Source organism: Aquamicrobium terrae (assembly GCF_052978165.1).
Window position 1 is genome coordinate 1,201,451 of sequence record NZ_JBRKLZ010000001.1, and the last position, 15,671, is coordinate 1,217,121.

Annotated in this window: 21 protein-coding genes; 10 read left to right on the top strand and 11 right to left on the bottom strand. The window is 64.6% G+C overall.

The features are described 5' to 3' along the window. Positions 1-10 precede the first annotated feature (10 nt). Positions 11-787, bottom strand: a complete 777-nt coding sequence (ubiE, locus tag ACVCNR_RS05960; RefSeq protein ID WP_447074102.1) for a bifunctional demethylmenaquinone methyltransferase/2-methoxy-6-polyprenyl-1,4-benzoquinol methylase UbiE — start codon at positions 785-787, stop codon at positions 11-13. 243 nt (positions 788-1,030) lie between these two features. Between ubiE and upp the strand changes: the two genes are divergently transcribed. Further along, positions 1,031-1,660: a uracil phosphoribosyltransferase gene (gene upp / locus ACVCNR_RS05965; protein ID WP_354193886.1), complete on the top strand. Its 630-nt coding sequence runs from the start codon at positions 1,031-1,033 to the stop codon at positions 1,658-1,660. Positions 1,661-1,689: 29 nt separating this feature from the next. Further along, positions 1,690-1,899 carry a SlyX family protein gene (locus ACVCNR_RS05970; RefSeq protein WP_354193885.1) on the top strand — a complete coding sequence of 70 codons (210 nt, stop codon included), beginning with the start codon at positions 1,690-1,692 and terminating at the stop codon, positions 1,897-1,899. Positions 1,900-1,955: 56 nt separating this feature from the next. On the opposite strand, the gene ACVCNR_RS05975 is transcribed toward ACVCNR_RS05970, so the two are convergent. The 3 genes from ACVCNR_RS05975 to ACVCNR_RS05985 form a co-directional block, all read right to left on the bottom strand. Next, positions 1,956-2,894, bottom strand: a complete 939-nt coding sequence (locus tag ACVCNR_RS05975) for a transposase (protein ID WP_447074103.1) — start codon at positions 2,892-2,894, stop codon at positions 1,956-1,958. A gap of 343 nt (positions 2,895-3,237) precedes the next feature. Further along, positions 3,238-3,903 (bottom strand): peptide-methionine (S)-S-oxide reductase MsrA, encoded by a 666-nt coding sequence (gene msrA / locus ACVCNR_RS05980; RefSeq protein WP_447074104.1) that lies wholly within the window; start codon positions 3,901-3,903, stop codon positions 3,238-3,240. A 16-nt stretch (positions 3,904-3,919) separates the two neighbouring features. Then, positions 3,920-4,261 (bottom strand): hypothetical protein, encoded by a 342-nt coding sequence (locus ACVCNR_RS05985; protein ID WP_354197460.1) that lies wholly within the window; start codon positions 4,259-4,261, stop codon positions 3,920-3,922. A gap of 312 nt (positions 4,262-4,573) precedes the next feature. On the opposite strand from ACVCNR_RS05985, the gene ACVCNR_RS05990 reads away from it, so the two are divergent. The 3 genes from ACVCNR_RS05990 (at position 4,574) to ACVCNR_RS06000 (ending at position 5,754) form a co-directional block, all read left to right on the top strand. After that, positions 4,574-4,783 (top strand): Flp family type IVb pilin, encoded by a 210-nt coding sequence (locus ACVCNR_RS05990; RefSeq protein ID WP_447074105.1) that lies wholly within the window; start codon positions 4,574-4,576, stop codon positions 4,781-4,783. A gap of 125 nt (positions 4,784-4,908) precedes the next feature. Then, on the top strand, positions 4,909-5,199 hold the full coding sequence (locus ACVCNR_RS05995) for a hypothetical protein (RefSeq protein ID WP_447074106.1): 291 nt from the start codon (positions 4,909-4,911) through the stop codon (positions 5,197-5,199). 63 nt (positions 5,200-5,262) lie between these two features. Further along, complete coding sequence (locus ACVCNR_RS06000; protein WP_354197466.1) at positions 5,263-5,754, top strand: NUDIX hydrolase; 492 nt, start codon at positions 5,263-5,265, stop codon at positions 5,752-5,754. A 214-nt stretch (positions 5,755-5,968) separates the two neighbouring features. On the opposite strand, the gene nth is transcribed toward ACVCNR_RS06000, so the two are convergent. Beyond that, complete coding sequence (gene nth, locus ACVCNR_RS06005) at positions 5,969-6,769, bottom strand: endonuclease III (RefSeq protein ID WP_447074107.1); 801 nt, start codon at positions 6,767-6,769, stop codon at positions 5,969-5,971. Between the two features lie 22 nt (positions 6,770-6,791). On the opposite strand from nth, the gene ACVCNR_RS06010 reads away from it, so the two are divergent. The 5 genes from ACVCNR_RS06010 to ACVCNR_RS06030 all read left to right on the top strand — a co-directional run bounded on the left by ACVCNR_RS06010 (position 6,792) and on the right by ACVCNR_RS06030 (position 10,156). Beyond that, positions 6,792-7,286, top strand: coding sequence for a DUF2244 domain-containing protein (locus ACVCNR_RS06010; protein ID WP_354197470.1), 495 nt, complete (start codon positions 6,792-6,794; stop codon positions 7,284-7,286). Positions 7,287-7,373: 87 nt separating this feature from the next. Next, positions 7,374-8,270: a methylated-DNA--[protein]-cysteine S-methyltransferase gene (locus ACVCNR_RS06015; protein WP_354197472.1), complete on the top strand. Its 897-nt coding sequence runs from the start codon at positions 7,374-7,376 to the stop codon at positions 8,268-8,270. 72 nt (positions 8,271-8,342) lie between these two features. Continuing rightward, complete coding sequence (locus ACVCNR_RS06020) at positions 8,343-9,254, top strand: ribokinase (protein ID WP_447074108.1); 912 nt, start codon at positions 8,343-8,345, stop codon at positions 9,252-9,254. Between the two features lie 147 nt (positions 9,255-9,401). Continuing rightward, on the top strand, positions 9,402-9,827 hold the full coding sequence (locus ACVCNR_RS06025; protein ID WP_447074109.1) for an Hsp20 family protein: 426 nt from the start codon (positions 9,402-9,404) through the stop codon (positions 9,825-9,827). Positions 9,828-9,886: 59 nt separating this feature from the next. After that, the gene (locus ACVCNR_RS06030; RefSeq protein ID WP_354197478.1) at positions 9,887-10,156 is read left to right on the top strand and encodes a BQ00720 family protein; all 270 of its coding nucleotides are present in this window, start codon (positions 9,887-9,889) and stop codon (positions 10,154-10,156) included. 178 nt (positions 10,157-10,334) lie between these two features. On the opposite strand, the gene ptsN is transcribed toward ACVCNR_RS06030, so the two are convergent. The 6 genes from ptsN to lptC form a co-directional block, all read right to left on the bottom strand. Beyond that, positions 10,335-10,799, bottom strand: coding sequence for a PTS IIA-like nitrogen regulatory protein PtsN (ptsN, locus tag ACVCNR_RS06035; protein WP_354197480.1), 465 nt, complete (start codon positions 10,797-10,799; stop codon positions 10,335-10,337). A gap of 66 nt (positions 10,800-10,865) precedes the next feature. After that, positions 10,866-11,453: a ribosome hibernation-promoting factor, HPF/YfiA family gene (gene hpf, locus ACVCNR_RS06040; RefSeq protein WP_447074110.1), complete on the bottom strand. Its 588-nt coding sequence runs from the start codon at positions 11,451-11,453 to the stop codon at positions 10,866-10,868. 250 nt (positions 11,454-11,703) lie between these two features. Next, positions 11,704-13,227: an RNA polymerase factor sigma-54 gene (gene rpoN / locus ACVCNR_RS06045; RefSeq protein ID WP_447074111.1), complete on the bottom strand. Its 1,524-nt coding sequence runs from the start codon at positions 13,225-13,227 to the stop codon at positions 11,704-11,706. A 227-nt stretch (positions 13,228-13,454) separates the two neighbouring features. Beyond that, positions 13,455-14,255: an LPS export ABC transporter ATP-binding protein gene (gene lptB / locus ACVCNR_RS06050; RefSeq protein WP_354197486.1), complete on the bottom strand. Its 801-nt coding sequence runs from the start codon at positions 14,253-14,255 to the stop codon at positions 13,455-13,457. Between the two features lie 8 nt (positions 14,256-14,263). Next, positions 14,264-14,839: an LptA/OstA family protein gene (locus tag ACVCNR_RS06055; protein WP_447074112.1), complete on the bottom strand. Its 576-nt coding sequence runs from the start codon at positions 14,837-14,839 to the stop codon at positions 14,264-14,266. Continuing rightward, on the bottom strand, positions 14,826-15,548 hold the full coding sequence (lptC, locus tag ACVCNR_RS06060) for an LPS export ABC transporter periplasmic protein LptC (RefSeq protein WP_447074113.1): 723 nt from the start codon (positions 15,546-15,548) through the stop codon (positions 14,826-14,828). Before lptC ends, ACVCNR_RS06055 begins: the two co-directional genes overlap by 14 nt. Positions 15,549-15,671: the final 123 nt, after the last annotated feature.

The following is a 15,671-nucleotide window of genomic DNA, read 5'->3' on the forward strand; positions in this document are numbered from 1 at the left end:
GCCTGTCCCGTCAAAGCTTCCAGCCCGAATGCAGCGCCGCTATGCCGCCGGAATAGTTGCGGAAGCTCACCCGCTCGAAGCCGGCGTGCCGGATCATCTCGGCGAAATTGTTCTGGTCGGGGAACTTGCGGATCGATTCCACGAGGTAGGAATAGGGCTCGCCGTCGCCGGTCACCATCTTGCCGATCCGGGGAATGGCGTTGAACGACCACGCCTCGTAGAAACGGTCGAGCCCCGGCAGATCGACATCGGAGAATTCGAGGCACAAGAGGCGCCCGCCCGGCTTCAGCACCCGGAAAGCCTCGGAAAGGGCGACATCGATGCGCGGCACGTTGCGGATGCCGAAGGCGATCGTATAGGCGTCGAACGTGGCGTCGGCGAAAGGCAGTTCCTCGGCATTGGCCTCGACGAAATCGAGATGCGGGGCCAGCCCGTTCTTGTCGGCGCGCTCGCGCCCGACCTGCAGCATCGAGCCGTTGATGTCCAGCACCGTGGCATGGGCGTTGCGCCGGCTGGCCTCGACGATGCGGAAGGCGATGTCGCCGGTGCCGCCGGCCACGTCCAGCACCTTCCAGCCGGGCCGCTTCGGCGGGTTCAGCCAGGCGACCATGGCGTCTTTCCACAGCCGGTGCATGCCCGCCGACATCAGGTCGTTCATCAGGTCGTAGCGGTTGGCAACCTTGTGGAACACCTCGTTGACCAGCGGCTGCTTCTCGCCGGTGCCCACCTGCCGGAAGCCGTAGGAGGTTTCCATGCCGCCGTGGGCGGTGGTTCTTTCAACTGACATGATCATGATCCGCCTTGAATGCGGGCGGACCATACAGGAACCGATTTCGCCGCGCCATGGCCTTGGCCCCCGATTTGACCGGTGAATGGTCGCAGGGTCCCTGTGGACTTTGGCGCCCGCAGCCTGCATAGGCCTTTTCTAATTTCCTTCCACCCTTCACTATTCAGTACGAATTGGCGCAATTCCAGAGCGGGACGACTTTCCGTCCGGAATTGTCAGGCAAGCAACGAGCCGGAGAAGACCATGCAGGGCGTCACCGTCGTCGATCATCCGCTGGTCCAGCACAAGCTGACCATCATGCGTGACAAGAACACTTCGACGGCGGGATTTCGCCGCCTGCTGCGGGAAATCTCCCTGCTGCTCGGCTACGAGGTGACCCGCAATCTGGAACTCACCACCACCACCATCGAAACCCCGATCGAGACGATGGAGGCCCCGGTTCTCGAGGGCAAGAAGCTGGTCTTCGCCTCGGTGCTGCGCGCCGGCAACGGCCTGCTGGAAGGCCTGCTCGACCTCGTGCCGGCGGCGCGCGTCGCCCATATCGGGCTCTATCGCGACCACGACACGCTCGAGGCCATCGAATATTTCTTCAAGGCGCCGGGCGATCTCGGCGACCGGCTGGTGATCGTGGTGGACCCCATGCTGGCCACCGCCAACTCGGCCATCGCCGCGGTCGACAAGCTGAAGGCGCGCGGCGCCACCAATCTGCGCTTCCTGTGCCTGCTGGCCGCGCCCGAAGGCATCGAGCGCTTCACCGCCGCCCATCCCGACGTTCCGATCTACACCGCCTCGATCGACCGGCAATTGAACGAAAAGGGCTATATACTGCCCGGCCTCGGCGATGCGGGCGACCGCATGTACGGGACGAAATAAGCGGCAACGCACAACCGGAAACGCGACCGATGACGACCGAGGCGGAAAGGCTGGTCACGCTGGAAATGCGTGCGGCCGAACAGGAAAAGACTATCGAGGAACTGTCGGGCCAGATCGCCGAACAGTGGAAGGTGATCGACCGCCTTCAAAAAAGGCTCGATGCGCTGACTACGCGGTTTCTGGAACTGGAGGAACAGGCGTCGCCCGAAATACAGGTGACCAAGCCGCCGCATTGGTGAGCGGCTGGCGATCAGGCGAAAGAGAGCTTTCGGACTGCCTGAACCACTTCGCGTCATCAACTCTGATGGTTTTGATTGTCTCTGAGCCTTGCGTTGAGGGTTATGATGATCTTTCGCATGGTCGCTGCGATTGCGAGGATCGGTGGTTTTCCGTTGGCGATGAGGGGCGCGTAGAAGGCGGCGAACTCGCCTTGTCCGGCAGCGGCGCGCAAGGCCGGCATGAAGAGTGCGGTCCTGACCTGCGGTCTGCCGCCGCGCTGGCGTCGCCGGCCCCTTGCTGTGCCGCTCTCGTTGGGGTGCGGCGCGGTGCCGGCCAGCGCTGCGGCCTGTCGGCGCTGGAGATGGCCGAGCTCGGGCATCAGGGCGAGGATCGTCACGGCGCTGACCGTGCCGATGCCGTTCATGCCGGTGCAGATGGCGACGCGGTGGCGCAGGCCCGCGTTTTGCGCCACCAGCGCGGCGATCGCCCGCTCGAGCGCCGCGATCTGCCGGGTGATTGTTGCGAGCATGGCCCGAAACGAGGCGGCCATCGCCCTGGCACCGGGTGCCCGTGACCGGTTCTGCTCGGCAACCTTGAATGCGACCAGGTCGGCCCTTCGGCGCACGAGGGCCTGCATCTGCTTCTCGTCGGCGTCGGGCGCCTGCCACAAGGGCAGCTTCGTCCAGCGCTCGCGTCCATAGGCGGCCATCTGCGCGGCGTCGATGGCGTCGCTTTTGCCCAGCGTTCCGAAGGAGCGGATGAAGGCCTTGAGCCTGAGCGTGTCGGCGCGGTGGCAGGCGATGCCGGCCCTCAGGCACTCTTCCAGGAGCAGCAACTCGTAGCCGCCCGTCGGTTCGCACACGACGAGATCGGGGCGGCTGGTCCTGAGCAGCGAGCGGATGGCTGCGCGGCTGTTGGCGACAGTCGCAGCCGTGATGCCGTCATCGACGGCCAGCCGGTCCCTGGCGACATCGACACCGAGGCAGCGGACGGGCGCATGGTGCAGGAAGGTCATGACGGTGCTATCCTTTGCAGGCTTCGGATTGTTTGCGGGCGTGGTGGTGGGCCAGAGGCCCGATCAACTCTCCAAGCGGGGGTGCAAAGGCGGCAGAGACCTTGATGACGTCGGGTGTCGGCCCGATCCCGGAACCGGTCGCCTGCCGCCGAGGCTGCGGGTTTGCAGGCCCGCAGCCTCGCTGCTCAACCTACCCGATATCGATCAAACAATCCCGGAAGTCTGCATGAGCGAAGCGAAGGCAGGCTGTCCGGGATCCATTCCGTGACTTTGCAAGGTTCCGGCATGAATCCCGGCTCGCGGTCGCTGACGTTCCCTTGGCCGGGATGACGCCCCCCCGGGCTCAGGCGGAAACGCCGGTCGGTATCGGGCAGGAAACGCCGGTGCCCTGCAAGCCGCAATAGCCGTTGGGGTTCTTGGCCAGATATTGCTGATGCTCGGCCTCGGCGAAATAGAATTCGGGCGCCGGCGCGATCTCGGTCGTCACCTTGCCGCGCCCGGAAGCCACCAGCGAAGCCTCGTAGGCATCGCGCGAGGCCAGTGCCTGCTTCCGCTGCTCGTCGCCGAAAGTGAAGATCACCGAGCGATAGGTGGTGCCGATATCGTTGCCCTGGCGCATGCCCTGCGTCGGGTCATGGTTCTCCCAGAACAGCTTGAGCAGGTCGGCATAGGAAACCACCTTCGGGTCGAACACCACCAGCACCACCTCGGCATGGCCGGTCAGGCCGGTGCAGGTTTCCTGATAGGTCGGATTGGGCGTGAAGCCGCCGGCATAGCCGACCGCCGTCGCCCAGACGCCCGCCGTCTGCCAGAACAGCCGCTCCGCTCCCCAGAAGCAGCCCATGCCGAACAGGGCCGTTTCCAGCCCTTCAGGGTATGGCCCTTTCAGCGGATTGCCGTTCACATAATGCTTCTGCGCGGTGGGAATGGGCTTGTCGCGGCCCGGCAGCGCCTCCTCCGCCTTGGGCAGGGTGGCCTTCTTGTTCAGGATATCGCTCAGGGAAAACATCGCTACCTTCCTTGTCTCATGAATGCGCCGCCGGCCGGCCGGCGGCATAACGCTCCTGCGGGCGCTCGCGCCGATAGCCTACGGCATAGAGCAGCAGGGCAAGAGCGGCGAAAACCACGAAGCCCGGCAGGGCCAGCACCCAGTTGACCGCCGTGTCCCACAAAAGCGGGTTGACCTTCTCGCGCACGAACATCTCGGCCGCGCCGAGTGTCTCGGGCGACACCGCGTTCCAGCTCGTCTTGAACGGCGTCGTCACCAGTTGCGAGGCCGCGACCGTGCGCGTTGCATCGAGCACCGCCATGATGACGGCGACGGAAAGCGAAACCATCGCGGCAAGCCGGAACAGGAAACGGAACATGGATGCACCTTTCTGGCACAACAGATATGGCGGACGGCCATCCCGCGCAATCGCGCGAAGACGAAAAACACGGGACCAGGAGGCCTTATCCTACATCGAAGCAGGGTCGTGAAAGTCAAAAAATACTGACGATTCAATGTCGACCTGTAGAAAGCAACCACGGCGATTTTGCATTTATTAAGCACAACCGCCGCGCACATTTCGTTTACCATTGCGTTTAACTCAACCGAAAGCGGCGACCGCGAATATGGGGCCACGGTTCAGCAAGAAACCGTCTGAAAAGTCACAACCTGGGCAACAAGGAATACTGGAATGACCAAGCTTTTCGCACGTTTCGTCAAGGACGAGTCCGGCGCCACCGCCATCGAATACGGCCTGATCGCAGCCCTCATCGCCATCGCCATCATCGGCGGCGCGAAGTATGTTGGTGGGGAAGTGAACGCGAAGTTCAATACGGTCGGCGATGAACTGAAGAAGGCCACCCCGAGCACGGGCGGCGGCACCGGCGACACCGACGGCTGATCTCTAGCCACCAAATAAGTCAGGAAAGGCCGCCTTCGGGCGGCCTTTTCTGTTTTCGCGAGCCCGGTGCTGGAACAATTCCGCCGCGCGCTTATATCTAGCCTATGATCCCTCGGATGAAATCGATGCTGAAGGCACACAGCGGCAAGGCGCTCGCCATGATGGCGCTTGCCGTCGCCCTCGCCGGCCCCGCCGCCGCGCAGCAGCGGCCGCCGGTCGTGCAGGATCAGGCCTCGGAAATCATCCAGTTGCAGAACCGCATCCAGCGCCAGCAGTTCGAGCAGCAGCAGCAAATCTACAAGCAGCTCGACCGGCAGCAGAACGCCCAGCCGCAACCGCCGCCACGGGTGCCGGCATTCCAGCAGAACTGTCAAATCCAGTTGTCCGGCAACAGCTATATCAGAACCTGCCGCTGACCGGCGGGGTTGCCTCGAATAATTAGCCGACTATTCTGTTCGGTACCATCGAATCGGCAGAATATGGCGAAGCAGAAGAAACGAGTCCTGCGCAAGGCGAAGAAAGGCGAGAAGATCCGCCAGGTGGCGGCGATCCCCTTCCGCATCGGCCCCGACGGCGACTTGCAGGTGATGCTGGTCACCTCGCGCGAAACGCAGCGCTTCATCCTGCCCAAGGGCTGGCCCATGAAGGGCAAGAGCGGCCGCAAGGCCGCCACCATCGAGGCGCTGGAGGAAGCCGGCGTCGCCGGCAAGACGCTGAAGGAGCCGGCCGGCTCCTATCACTACTGGAAGCGGCTGCCGACAGCTTTCGTGCGCATCGACGTCACCGTCTACATGCTGGCGGTGTCCGAGCAGTTGAAGGACTGGCGGGAAGCCGGAACGCGCCAGCGTGCCTGGCTGACGCCGGCACAGGCGGCGGTGCTGATCGACGAGCCGGAACTGGCGAGCCTGGTCAGGAACCTGACCGTGCCCGAAGAGGGGTCGAAGGCCCGCCCCGAAAAGGCGAAAGCCTAAACCGTCTTCCTCTTCCGAAAATGCCCTTAGAGCAATTCAGGTTCAGGCGGGCTTGCCCCTCATCCCCCTGCCGGGACCTTCTCCCCGCACACGGGGAGAAGGATGCCGTCCGCAACGCTGGTGCCCCCTCTCCCCGCTTGCGGGGAGAGGGTAAGGGTGAGGGGCAGCTTCAAGGGTAAGCGCGACGGCCGTTTCCGACAAAACCTGAGATGCCCTACAGCGCCTGCGGAACCTCCTGCGGGGCCAGTTCCACCAGCGGCGCAGGGATCGACGTGGTCTTCACCGGTGCCTTGCAGATATCGGCGATGACGCAGGCCGGACAGTCCGGCTTGCGCGCCTTGCACACATAGCGGCCATGCAGGATCAGCCAGTGATGGGCGTGGCGCATATATTCGTCGGGAATGATGCGCACCAGTTCCTGTTCCACCTGCTCGGGCGTGTTGCCGGGCGCCAGGCCGGTCCGGTTGCCGATGCGCAATATATGGGTGTCGACCGCCATCGTATGCTGGCCGAAGGCCATGTTGAGCACCACATTGGCGGTCTTGCGGCCGACGCCCGGCAGCTTCACCAGCTCGTCGCGATTGTCCGGAACCTTACCGCCATGGTCGCGGATCAGCGCCTCGGAAAGCGCGATCACGTTCTTCGCCTTGTTGCGCCACAGGCCGATGGTGCGGATATAATCGCCCACCTTTTCCTCGCCCAGGGCCAGCATCTTCTGCGGCGTGTCCGCCACCTTGAACAGCGGCCGCGTCGCCTTGTTGACGCCGGCATCCGTCGCCTGCGCCGACAGCACCACCGCCACCAGCAAGGTGAAGGCGTTGACATGCTCCAGCTCGCCCTTCGGCTCCGGCCGCTGCACGGAAAACCGCCGGAAGATCTCGTGTACCTCGGCCGGTGTGTAGAGCGAGCGCGGGCGGCGCGGCGCCGCAGTGCGCTTTGCGGGTTTGCCCGGCCGCGCCGCAGGTGGACGCTCGTTTCCAGGCGCGGGGCGATCTTTTGGCTTGGGCTTGCTCATAACCATCCTATAGTATCGCTGCATGAGCGAGACAAATGCCGACTTTGCCGCGGACCAGCCCTTCTTCCAGGCGCTGCTGAAGCCGCACAGATCGCTTGGCCGCACCGGCTTCATGATCCTGATCGGCGCCCTGCTCGCCGCCTGGGCCGTCACCGGCATCATCTTCCTCTCCCACGGCGCCTGGCCGGTCTTCGGCTTTTTCGGTCTCGACGTGGTCGCGCTCTATGTGGCCTTCCGCCTGAACTACCGCGCTGCCCGCACGCGCGAGGAGGTTTCGGTGTCGCGCACGGAACTGCATATCCACAAGACCTATCCCTCCGGCAAGTCCGAGCAGCATCGCTTCAATCCCTTCTGGACCCGCTTTGCGGTTGCCCGCCATGCCGAAATCGGCATCACCCGCATGGCGGTGGAATCGCGCGACAAGACCGTGGCGATCGGCTCCTTCCTCAATCCCGACGACCGCGAAAGCTTCGCCTCGGCCTTCTCCCGCGCTCTGGCAACCGCCAAGGCCCGCTAGAAAAGAGCTTTCTGCAGGAATCGGGTGGGAAAGACGCAGCGGCGGGCCGATATTGGCGTCAACGCACACAGATTTGCGAGAAGAACCATGAACGCCCGCACCCAGATGAAAGCCGTTCCCGTTCTGGAAAAGGACATCACGCCCGAGGGCAGCGACTACGAGATCGTGCGCCGGGTGATCGAGAAGATCAGCCTCGACTATCGCGACCAGCCATCGCTGGAAGACTTGGCGCAGGATGTCGGCGAAACGCCCACCGGCCTGCAGAAACTGTTCACCCGCTGGGCCGGCCTGTCGCCCAAGGCCTTCCTGCAGGCGGTGACCCTCGACCACGCCCGGCGGCTGCTCGGTTCCGGCCTGCCGCTGCTGGAGGCCTCGCTGGAGGTCGGCATGTCCGGCCCGGCCCGCCTTCACGACCTGTTCGTGACGCATGAGGCGATGTCGCCCGGTGCCTACAAGAACCGTGGCGAAGGCCTGACCATTCGTTACGGCTACCACATCTCGCCCTTCGGCATCGCGCTGATCATGGTCACCGACAGGGGGCTGGCCGGCCTTTCCTTCAACGACCCCGGCGACGAGGCGGCCGCTTTCGCCGACATGTCCGGCCGCTGGCCGAACGCGACCTATGTCGAGGACATGGCCGCCACCCAGCCCTATGCACAGCGCATCTTCGATCCCTCCCGCTGGCGGCCGGACCAGCCCTTGCGGGTGGTCATGATCGGCACCGACTTCCAGGTGCGGGTGTGGGAAGCGCTTTTGTCCATCCCCATGGGCAGGGCGCGCACCTATTCCGCCCTTGCCGAGCAGATCGGCGAGCCCAGGGCATCGCGCGCCGTGGGCGCGGCCTGCGGCGCCAACCCGATCTCCTTCGTGGTGCCGTGCCACCGGGCGCTGGCCAAGTCCGGCGCGCTCACCGGCTACCATTGGGGCCTCACTCGCAAGCGCGCCATACTGGGCTGGGAAGCGGGCCAGGTCCCGGCGCACTGAACCTGCCGCACCGCCGATTGCAATCTCCTCGCCGCGCTATAGTTTCGTGCACAAAGGCAAGGATTTGCAGGCATGATCGTCGTCGTCGGATCGATCAATCTCGACCTGATCGCAAGGCTGGAGCGGCTGCCCGCGCCCGGCGAGACCTTGCAGGGCAGCGGCTTTTCCACAGCACCGGGCGGCAAGGGCGCCAACCAGGCGCTGGCGGCGGCGCGGGCCGGTGCCGAGGTGCGCATGATCGGGGCGGTCGGCAAGGATGCCTTTGCCGGCGGGGCGCTCGCCCTCCTGAAAAGCGGCGGTGTCGACCTGTCCGGCGTGGCCGAGAGCGCCGCTTCCACCGGCACCGCGCTGATCCTGGTCGATAGCGACGGCGAGAACATGATCGCCGTGGTAGCGGGCGCCAACGGCGCGGTGCTGCCCGGCGACATCGTCAAGGCACGGCTGGCGAAGGGCGACATTGTCCTGCTTCAGCACGAGATTCCGCTGGAAACGGTCGAGGCGGCGCTCGAGGCGGCCCGCAATGCGGGTGCGACGAGCATCCTCAACACCGCCCCCTATCGCGAAGAAGCCGTGTCGTTCCTCGCCAGGGCCGACTACATCCTGGCCAACGAGACGGAATTCGACCTGTGCAGCACGGCCCTCGGGCTCGCGGGCGAGGACCGCGAGGCGCGCATGCGGGCCTTCGCGGCCGGCACCGGCAGGACGATCATCGTGACGCTGGGCGCCGGGGGCGTGCTGGCCGCCACGCCGGACAGCTTCTTCGCCGTGCCGGCATTGCCCGTCGAGCCGGTGGATACGGTCGGCGCCGGCGACACCTTCTGCGGCTATCTGGCTGCCGGGCTGGCTGCCGGCCTCGCGCTGGACGAGGCGCTGGAACGCGCCGCCGCGGCAGCTTCCCTCTCCTGCCTGAAACAGGGCGCGCAGCCCTCCATTCCCCTTGCGGCGGAGGTGGATGCTACCCTCGCCAGTCCACCGGGCGGCTGAAAGCCCGCACTCCGGCTGCCATTCGTTTCCTGTGCAGCGCCCATGCCCAAATCTTGAACTCGCCGCCCCGGCAGACCATATCTGGTGCAAGGAGGAATGCCGCATGGGTTCTTCCGAAACATGTCGCTCTCAAGAGGACAGGATTGCATGACCAGAATGACGCCTTTTTCCAGCCCGCTGCTTCTCGGCTTCGATGCAATGGAGAAGACGCTGGAACGCCTGGCAAAATCGGGTGACGGCTACCCTCCCTACAACATCGAGCGCCTTCGCGGCGCCGATGGAACAGCGCAGAGGCTGCGGATCACGCTCGCCGTCGCCGGCTTTGCCGAAAGCGACCTGGACGTGACCACCGAGGAAAACCAGCTGGTTGTCAGGGGCCGTCAAACCGACGACACCGAGCGCGAATTCCTCCACCGCGGCATCGCCGCCCGCCAGTTCCAACGCTGTTTCGTGCTGGCAGACGGCATGCGCGTGATCGGGGCCGAACTCAAGAACGGGCTCCTGTTCATCGACCTCGACCGACCTGAGGCCGAACGATTGGTACGGAAAATAAATATATCGGTGAAAGACTGATCTTTGCCGATGGTGAGGAGCCGGCCTTTGAAGGCGGCTCATAGACAGGAGGCCTGGACATGACCAGAACCGTTGACACCACTGCTGCGAAGCCGGTGATGAGCGCCGGCGAACTGGCCCATCTTGGCGAAGGTACGGTCGCCTATCTGAGGAAGATGTCGAGCGACGATCTGCGCGGCCGCTTCCCCGGTCTCGACCAGATCGCCCCCGGACTGGAGCTTTGGGCTCTGTTCGCGGCGAACGGTCAGCCGATCCTCCTCGCGGACGAGCGCGACCGCGCCCTGGCCGGAGCAATGGAGAACGACCTGACCACCGTTGCCAGGCACTGAGGCAGCGGCAGGAACCGGACCGGCAACCAATCCGGTGCCTCGAGAAGGTGTGTTTGAGGATCGTGACCGGTGGCGCTTTCCACCGGATGGACTGCCAACCAGACGAAGGGCCGCACAGGGCGGCCCTTGAGGAAAGCTTATTTTTCCAGGGAAATGAGGCGCGCCCTTAGCGGGCGTTTCAGGCCGCGTGCGAGGCGGGGGTTTCCGACAGCAACGCGTGAATGGCCTGCGCGTCGCGCGTGCCGCGGATTTTCGCCACCGTGTCGGTGTCGCGCAGCACGCGCGCGATGCGCGACAGCGCCTTGAGATGGTCGGCGCCCGCGCCCTCGGGCGCGAGCAGCAGGAACACGAGATCGACCGGCTGGTCGTCGAGGGCTTCGAAATCGACAGGCGTTTCCAGCCGCGCGAACACGCCGGTGATGCCCTTCACGCCGGCCAGCTTGCCGTGCGGAATGGCGATGCCGTTGCCGACGCCGGTCGAGCCCAGCTTCTCGCGCTGCAGGATGGTCTCGAAAATGTCGCGCTCGGGAATACCCGACACAGCCGAAGCGCGCTCGGCAAGAAGCTGGAGAACCTGCTTCTTGGAGTTGGCCTTCAACGCCGGCATGATCGCCGGAACGTCGACAAGATCGTTCAGAGCCATTCTTGAAATTCCTCTGCTTCGCCTGCCGCGGCCGGCCCGGGAAACCCCGGGGCGCGGCCGTCTCTCCTACCCTTGCGCGGTCTTGACCGTCGCGGGATCGATCCAGCCGATGTTTCCATCCGGCCGGCGATAGACGATGTTGAGTTGTTCGGTGCCGCCATTGCGGAACACGAGGACGGGGCTGCCCGTGGTGTCGAGTTCGATGACGGCGGACGCCACCGACATGGTTTTCAGCGCCAGCGTCGATTCGGCCACGATGGTGGGGGCGAAATCCGCCGGAATGTCCTCCTCGTCATCCTCCGCCAGGGCCTCGACCACCGCATAGGCGATGCTGGTGCCGTCGGCCGAAGCGTTGACGGGATAGTGCGACTTCAGGCGGCGCTTGTAGCGGCGCAAACGCTTTTCCAGCCGTTCCGCCGCCGCCTCGAAGGCCTGGACAGGATCGTGAGATTCGCCGGTCGCATGCAGGGACGCTCCCGAATCGAGCCGCACGACGCAGTCGGAGGTGAAGCGGGACCCTGACTTGATCATCGTGACCTGGCTGGAAAAGCCGCGGTCGAAATATTTGTCGATGATATCGGTGACCCGCTCGGTGATGCGCGTACGAAACGCATCGCCGACATCCATGTGTTTTCCCGCTATCCGCAGTGCCATCTGAATACTGACCTTCCTTGCACAGGCTTCAAACTAACTTGGAGTTTATACCCGTAGTCCGTTCGTACAAGCCGCGCAGCACCCCATCTGCCGAATTTGCTCGTGAACTTTGCAGTCGCCTCTGACAGCCTGCCGTTCATGCATCGATGGCTATCTCCGTGCGGGCGTCGCCCGCCTCATGCGGGCGGGCTTCTAGACACTTCGTTCGAGCTTGTCAACGAAACGCAAAAGTGTGGAAAATGCTCCGTGCTCAGCCCTTGATGCCGGCAAGGGCCCGTTTTTCGCGCCGCCGCTGCACCGATGAGGGGATGTTCATGCCCTCCCGATATTTGGCGACGGTGCGCCGGGCGATGTCGACACCCTCCTTCCTGAGCAGGTCCACGATGGTGTCGTCCGAAAGTATATGGGCAGCCTGCTCGGCGTCGATCAGTTCGCGAATGCGCTCGCGCACGGCTTCCGAGGAGTGGGATTCGCCGGCATCCGAGGCGGCGATGGCGGCGGTGAAGAAATAGCGCATCTCGAACACGCCGCGCGGCGTGAGCATGTATTTGTTGGCCGTCGCCCGACTGACGGTCGATTCGTGCATGCCGATGGCATCGGCCACCGTCCTCAGGTTCAGCGGCCGCAGGTGGCGCACGCCGTGGGCCAGGAAGGCATCCTGCTGGCGCACGATCTCCGAGGCCACCTTGAGGATGGTCCGCGCGCGCTGGTCGAGGCTGCGGGCCAGCCAGTTGGCGCTTTGCAGGCATTCGCCCAGAAAATCCTTCTCCGCCTGATCGCGGGCGCGGCCCGACACGATCGCGAAATAGGATTGGTCGACGAGCACGCGCGGCAGGGCATCGGGGTTGAGTTCCACCGCCCAGCCGCCGTCGCTGGCCGGGCGCACCTCGACATCGGCGACGATCGCCTCGCTGGGCCCGCCGGAAAAGGCCAGCCCCGGCCTGGGGTCCAGCCCCCGGATCTCGGCCAGCATGTCGAGCAGGTCCTCCTCGTCGACGCCGCAAAGGCGCTTGAGCGACTGGAAGTCGCGGCGCGCCAGAAGGTCGAGATGGGCAAGCAGCGCCTGCATGGCGGGATCGAGCCGGTCGCGGGCACGCAACTGGATCGACAGGCATTCGGCAAGGTCGCGGGCGAACAGGCCCGGCGGATCGAACCCCTGGCAACGGGACAGCACCGCCGCAACGCTGGCCGGGTCCGCGCCAAGCCGTTCGGCCGCCTCGGCCGGGTCGGTGCGCAGATAGCCCGCCTCATCGAGCCCGTCGGCCAGTTCGGCCGCGATCAGCCGCTCCTGCGGCTGGGTGAAGGCAAAGGCGATCTGTTCGCCGACGTGATCGCGCAGCGTCACCGGCGCCGCCGCCAGGTCCTCCAGGTCGAAGCTCTCGGAACCGCCCCCGGCACCGCCGGCGGCGGATTTCCATTGCGTCGACAGCGCCGGATCGAGCCGTTCGGAGCGGCCGGGATCGTCCGGAAACAGGTTTTCCAGCGAGGAATCGAGGCGATCGGAAATGGTCTGCGCCGACAGGTCCGCCTCATTGCCGAACCAGTCGTCGCCCGCCTCCCGCGCGACGGCCGCTTCCGACTCCCGCACCGGTTCCCCGACATCTTCGGAAGCCGATTCCCCCCGCTCCAGCAACGGGTTGCGCTCGACCTCCTCGTCGACGAAGCGCTCCAGTTCGGCCTGGGTGAATTGCAGGAGGCGGATCGATTGCAGCAGTTGCGGCGTCATCACCAGCGACTGTGTCTGCTTGAGCTGCAACTTGGCTGAGAGCGCCATCTGGTACCGCGTTTCCCCTTCGCGCCGGCTTCGGAAACGAATTCTCCGGGCCAGCGATTGAAACTGGCCCGGCTTTTGCTTGTCAAGCGCAACCACGTGTCCGGCCGCCGGCCGGACCCTTAATTCCTTTACCGGATCATAAAGCGGGGCAAAAAGGGACGTCCGCGACGGCGAAAACATCGGATCGGAAAGCGGGCTGGTTTCCGGTCCGATGCCCGGTCAAAGCGTCAGAGCGTAAAGCCCTCGCCCAGATAGAGCCGCCGCACATCGGGGTTGGCCACCACCTCCTCGGCCCGGCCATGGGTCAGCACCTCGCCGGCGTGGATGATGTAGGCCCGGTCGATGAGCCCCAGCGTCTCGCGCACATTGTGGTCGGTGATGAGCACGCCGATGCCGCGCTGGGTGAGATGGCGAACGAGCTGCTGGATATCGGCCACGGCGATCGGATCGATGCCGGCGAAGGGTTCGTCGAGCAGCATGTAGGCCGGCCGGCTGGCCAGCGCCCGCGCGATCTCCAGGCGGCGCCTTTCGCCGCCGGACAGCGCCATGGACGGCGCATGGCGCAGATGGCTGATGTGGAACTCCTCGAGCAGCTCGTCGAGGTTCTTCTCGCGCTGCTTGCGGCTCTTTTCCACGACCTCGAGCACGGCGCGGATGTTCTGCTCGACACTCAGGCCGCGGAAGATCGAGGTTTCCTGCGGCAGATAGCCGATGCCGAGCCGCGCCCGGCGATACATGGGCATCGAAGTGACATCATAGCCGTCGATCTCGATGGTGCCCTCGTCCACCGGCACCAGGCCGGTGACCATGTAGAAGCAGGTGGTCTTGCCGGCGCCGTTCGGGCCGAGCAGGCCAACCGCCTCGCCGGCGCGCACGCCGAGCGACACGCCGTTGACCACCTTGCGGCCCTTGTAGCTCTTGCTCAGGCCACGGGCGATGAGCGTGCCCTTCAGCCCGGCGGCAACCGAACTGCTTCTTGGCCGTTCGGCCGGCTTGCCGGCTTTGCCCAGCTTGGGGAATGAAAGCATTCGCGATCCTACGGCTTCTTCTGCGAACCCGGCGTGATCGACATCATGACCCGCTTGCCGCAGGCATCGACCTGGGCAAGCCCCGTCTTCATCTGCACGGTGAGTTTGCAGCCGGTCAGCACATTGTCGCCATCCGACAGCACCACCTTGTCACCCGACAGCACCAGCACCTCGCTCTTCATGTCGAAAGTGCCGCGATCACCGGTGGCGACCTGGGTGTCGGACTTGATGTAGACCTTGTTGTCGACTTCCAGCCGGTCGATGTTCGCCGTGCCGGTGGTGGCCGAGCCGGAGGAGGCCTGCTGCGACTGGTCGGGCTGGTCCTTGACATAGTACACCTTCATGGAACCGGCCTTGAGCAGGGTCTGTCCCTGAACCACCTGGACATTGCCGGTGAAGATGGCGAGGCTCTCGTTCTCGCGCACTTCGAGCTTTTCGCTCTCGATCTGGATCGGCTGGTCGCCGGCCAGCTTCAGGCCCGGCATCGAGCCGGTCGCGCCCGACTGGGCAAGGGCGGAGCCCGCCACGGCAAGCAACAGCGCTGGTGCGAGGACAGCCAGCCTCGCCGAATCACTGCGTCGCATTCTTGTCTCCGCTCTTCTTCTGTTCCCCACGGCTTGCGCCGGGGTCGATGTTCACGCGAACCCGCTTCTCGAATATCATGACCTTGCCATTGTTCTCCACCGACATCGTGTCGGAGGTGATTCGAGACCCTGGCCGGCTGATATCGACGGGCTGTTCCGTCTTCATATTGCCTTTGTCCATGTCGAGGAAGGCAGATTTCAGCTTGGCCACCATGCCGTCCGTCGTGGTGATGGTGACGTCGCTGTCGATGTTGAGCGTGTTGTTGCCACGGTCATAGGTGCCGTTGGCGGCATCGACCTTCGCCGTGGTCTCGGCATTGATCGGCAGGCGGGCGCTTATCCCCTCCAGTTCGATCACCCCTTCCTTGGTCACGTCCTGTATGGCGCGCACCGCCGTCATCGCATAGGGCAGCAGGCCCTTGGTGAAGCCTTCCAGCTTGGGATTGGACATCACCAGCTTGCCGTCGGAGATGGCGCTGCTTTCAGTGGAGACGGGGACCGTTTCCGGCGCCATCATATAGGAATAGAGCGGGAAGGCGACGGCCATGGCGATGGCGATGGCGGGAACCACGAATTTGAGCCTGCGCACCCGGCGCGAATGTTGCTGGGCGCGGCCGAAGGCCGCCGCGCGATCGCTGGCGCCGGCATGAGACGCACCGGGCATCGGCTGCATGTCTTCCATGCCGATCGGGTCTGTCGTTCGCGACAAATCACTACTTTCTACAAATGAAGCTCACGCGTCTCGCCCTGTAATTCGGCACGCGGGGCGTCTTAAACAAGTCCGGATGGACCAAAAACGTAAAAATATGACCAGCATAAGGATACACGATGG

Bases quoted from the DNA above. Each gene is read 5' to 3' on its own strand.
- ubiE (WP_447074102.1), bottom strand. From the start codon at position 787: ATGTCAGTTGAAAGAACCACCGCCCACGGCGGCATGGAAACCTCCTAC.
- upp (WP_354193886.1), top strand. From the start codon at position 1,031: ATGCAGGGCGTCACCGTCGTCGATCATCCGCTGGTCCAGCACAAGCTG.
- ACVCNR_RS05970 (WP_354193885.1), top strand. From the start codon at position 1,690: ATGACGACCGAGGCGGAAAGGCTGGTCACGCTGGAAATGCGTGCGGCC.
- ACVCNR_RS05975 (WP_447074103.1), bottom strand. From the start codon at position 2,894: ATGACCTTCCTGCACCATGCGCCCGTCCGCTGCCTCGGTGTCGATGTC.
- msrA (WP_447074104.1), bottom strand. From the start codon at position 3,903: ATGTTTTCCCTGAGCGATATCCTGAACAAGAAGGCCACCCTGCCCAAG.
- ACVCNR_RS05985 (WP_354197460.1), bottom strand. From the start codon at position 4,261: ATGTTCCGTTTCCTGTTCCGGCTTGCCGCGATGGTTTCGCTTTCCGTC.
- ACVCNR_RS05990 (WP_447074105.1), top strand. From the start codon at position 4,574: ATGACCAAGCTTTTCGCACGTTTCGTCAAGGACGAGTCCGGCGCCACC.
- ACVCNR_RS05995 (WP_447074106.1), top strand. From the start codon at position 4,909: ATGCTGAAGGCACACAGCGGCAAGGCGCTCGCCATGATGGCGCTTGCC.
- ACVCNR_RS06000 (WP_354197466.1), top strand. From the start codon at position 5,263: ATGGCGAAGCAGAAGAAACGAGTCCTGCGCAAGGCGAAGAAAGGCGAG.
- nth (WP_447074107.1), bottom strand. From the start codon at position 6,769: ATGAGCAAGCCCAAGCCAAAAGATCGCCCCGCGCCTGGAAACGAGCGT.
- ACVCNR_RS06010 (WP_354197470.1), top strand. From the start codon at position 6,792: ATGAGCGAGACAAATGCCGACTTTGCCGCGGACCAGCCCTTCTTCCAG.
- ACVCNR_RS06015 (WP_354197472.1), top strand. From the start codon at position 7,374: ATGAACGCCCGCACCCAGATGAAAGCCGTTCCCGTTCTGGAAAAGGAC.
- ACVCNR_RS06020 (WP_447074108.1), top strand. From the start codon at position 8,343: ATGATCGTCGTCGTCGGATCGATCAATCTCGACCTGATCGCAAGGCTG.
- ACVCNR_RS06025 (WP_447074109.1), top strand. From the start codon at position 9,402: ATGACCAGAATGACGCCTTTTTCCAGCCCGCTGCTTCTCGGCTTCGAT.
- ACVCNR_RS06030 (WP_354197478.1), top strand. From the start codon at position 9,887: ATGACCAGAACCGTTGACACCACTGCTGCGAAGCCGGTGATGAGCGCC.
- ptsN (WP_354197480.1), bottom strand. From the start codon at position 10,799: ATGGCTCTGAACGATCTTGTCGACGTTCCGGCGATCATGCCGGCGTTG.
- hpf (WP_447074110.1), bottom strand. From the start codon at position 11,453: ATGGCACTGCGGATAGCGGGAAAACACATGGATGTCGGCGATGCGTTT.
- rpoN (WP_447074111.1), bottom strand. From the start codon at position 13,227: ATGGCGCTCTCAGCCAAGTTGCAGCTCAAGCAGACACAGTCGCTGGTG.
- lptB (WP_354197486.1), bottom strand. From the start codon at position 14,255: ATGCTTTCATTCCCCAAGCTGGGCAAAGCCGGCAAGCCGGCCGAACGG.
- ACVCNR_RS06055 (WP_447074112.1), bottom strand. From the start codon at position 14,839: ATGCGACGCAGTGATTCGGCGAGGCTGGCTGTCCTCGCACCAGCGCTG.